This is a genomic window from Bradyrhizobium sp. STM 3809 (assembly GCF_000239795.1).
Lineage (GTDB): Bacteria > Pseudomonadota > Alphaproteobacteria > Rhizobiales > Xanthobacteraceae > Bradyrhizobium.
Genome location: NZ_CAFJ01000543.1, coordinates 1 through 2,287 on the forward strand (window position 1 = coordinate 1; position 2,287 = coordinate 2,287).

The 2,287-nt window shown below is 64.8% G+C and carries 2 protein-coding genes; one reads left to right on the forward strand and one right to left on the reverse strand.

Annotation, left to right across the window (positions count from 1 at the left end):
• Positions 1-70 precede the first annotated feature (70 nt).
• A complete protein-coding gene (panC, locus tag BRAS3809_RS24825; RefSeq protein WP_008964780.1) occupies positions 71-922 on the reverse strand; it encodes a pantoate--beta-alanine ligase in 852 nt (283 codons plus the stop codon).
• Between the two features lie 262 nt (positions 923-1,184).
• On the opposite strand from panC, the gene BRAS3809_RS24830 reads away from it, so the two are divergent.
• On the forward strand, positions 1,185-2,108 hold the full coding sequence (locus BRAS3809_RS24830; protein WP_008964781.1) for a division plane positioning ATPase MipZ: 924 nt from the start codon (positions 1,185-1,187) through the stop codon (positions 2,106-2,108).
• The last annotated feature ends 179 nt before the right edge of the window (positions 2,109-2,287 follow it).

Here is a 2,287-nt window from a genome sequence, read left to right on the forward strand (position 1 = left end):
GCTGGCCCGATCACTCGCTGCGACGGCCCGAGGGCACCGATGCTTCGGCAGGCATTGCTCTCTCGCGCCTTTACGCCGCGATGTTGTCGATCAGCCGTGTGGTTCCGATCTTGGCCGCAACCAAGATCCGCTTCGGTCCGGACTCGTTCGGAGCCAGCGGCGCCAGCGTCTCGGCGTGGCGGACTTCGAGATAGTCCAGAGTGAAACCGGCCTCGGTGATCGTCATGACGCCGTCGCCAACCGCCTGCTGCATGTCGTCGCCGGCACGCAAGCGCGTTGCAATTTGCTTCAGCACGCGGTGCAGCGTCGGGGCGATCAGCCGCTCGTCTGCACTGAGATAGACATTGCGTGAGGACATCGCGAGACCGTCGCGTTCGCGCACCGTACGCGAGCCGACGACGCGGACGCCGAGATCGAGGTCGCGCGCCATCTGCGTCACGACGCGCAGCTGCTGATAATCCTTCTCGCCGAAGATCGCGACATCGGGCCGGCATTGCGTGAACAGCTTGGCGACCACGGTGGCGACGCCGCCGAAGAAATGCGGGCGGAAGCGATCCTCCAGCCCGGCCAGCGCCGGGCCTTCCGGCAGGATGCGGGTCGCGAAGCCCTCCGGATACATCGCCTTGGCATCGGGGTGCCAGATCAGATCGACGCGCTCGGCGCTGAGCTTTGCAACATCCTCCTTCCAGGTCCGCGGGTAAGAGCCGAAATCCTCCGTCGGCGCGAACTGAGTCGGGTTGACGAAGATCGAGACGACGACCTTGTCGGCGCGGCGCTTCGCCAGGCGAACGAGCGACAGATGACCGTCATGGAGCGCGCCCATCGTCGGCACGAGAGCGATGCTGGCCTTTCTCGCGCGCAAGCTGTCGAGCTCGCGGCGGAGGGCCGGGACGGTACGGGCGATACGCGGATGTCGTGACATTTTTGCTCGATCTCGCAGCGAAAAATCGCAGGTCTTCTGTTCGGCCTTGACGCTCGGCGGACCGCCTCTCACAACAGCGAAGCCAACCGCTCAGCCTACTTGAATACGCCTGTTAGCACGTCTCCGCATCTCATGCGGAGTTGGTAAACGCGCGCGCCAAGTAGTAGCGGAGGGCGCATCCCCCGTGAGATTCACGATGATGATGCATTTCACTTGACCGCAGACGACCGTGACTCGAAGATGATCGTAAGAGGTCGAAAACATGCTGGTGCAGACTAGCCAAGGACAATCGGGCTCGGCCCACGTGGTTGTGCTTGGAAACGAGAAGGGCGGGTCGGGAAAGTCCACCACCGCCCTGCACATCGCTGTTGCGCTTCTGAAGGCCGGCCAGCGTGTCGCCACCATCGATCTGGACTGCCGCCAGCAGAGTTTCACCCACTACATCAACAACCGCAGCGCCTGGGCGCGCCGCACCGGCCTGCGCCTGGAGCTGCCGACGCACTACTGCATCCAGCTCGGCCAGACCCTGCAGATCGACGAGAACGAGAACACCGAGTTCCAGCAGTTCATGGAGGCGGTGAGCGCGGTCGAACGGTCGTTCGATTTCATCGTCATCGATACGCCGGGCAACGACAGCTATCTGATGCGCCTGGCGCACTCGATGGCCGACACGCTGGTCACCCCGATCAACGACAGTTTCCTCGATTTCGACGTGCTCGGCACGGTGGATCCCGCGACCTATGCCGTGACCGGGGAGAGCCACTACGCCGAGATGGTGCGCGACGTCCGGCGCAAGCGCCGCCAGGTCGATGGCGCCATGACCGACTGGATCGTGGTGCGCAATCGCCTGTCGATGCTGGGCTCGCGCAACAAGCAGCTGGTCGCCGAAGGGCTGAAGGACCTGTCGCTGCGGCTCGGTTTCCGCGCCATCGACGGCTTTGCCGAGCGCGTGGTGTATCGCGAGTTCTTTCCGCGCGGGCTGACGGCGCTCGACGACATCGACGAGGCGACGCTCGGCACGCGCCCCAATCTCGGCCATGTCACGGCGCGCGAGGAGGTCACGAGCCTGCTGCGCCAGCTCAAGCTGCCGCTCGACGAGCGCGGCCGCCGGCGCGCCGCCAACCGGGCCGAATGGTTCGCCCAGGTCGACAAGCCGCTCGATCTCCACGACATCATCAGCGCCTGAGCGCGCGTCCCGCACGCCGGCCGTCGGGTTTTTCAGTGGACTCTTTTGCAACAGTACGACGGGACTATCGGGCCCGGATCGGCATGACCCCGACCCGGGGCCTGTGACATCATGCGCGTTGAAGCAGGCGCCGGCGCGTCCATCATGTCGTCAGATGACGAGGTCTGGCGATCCCGGAG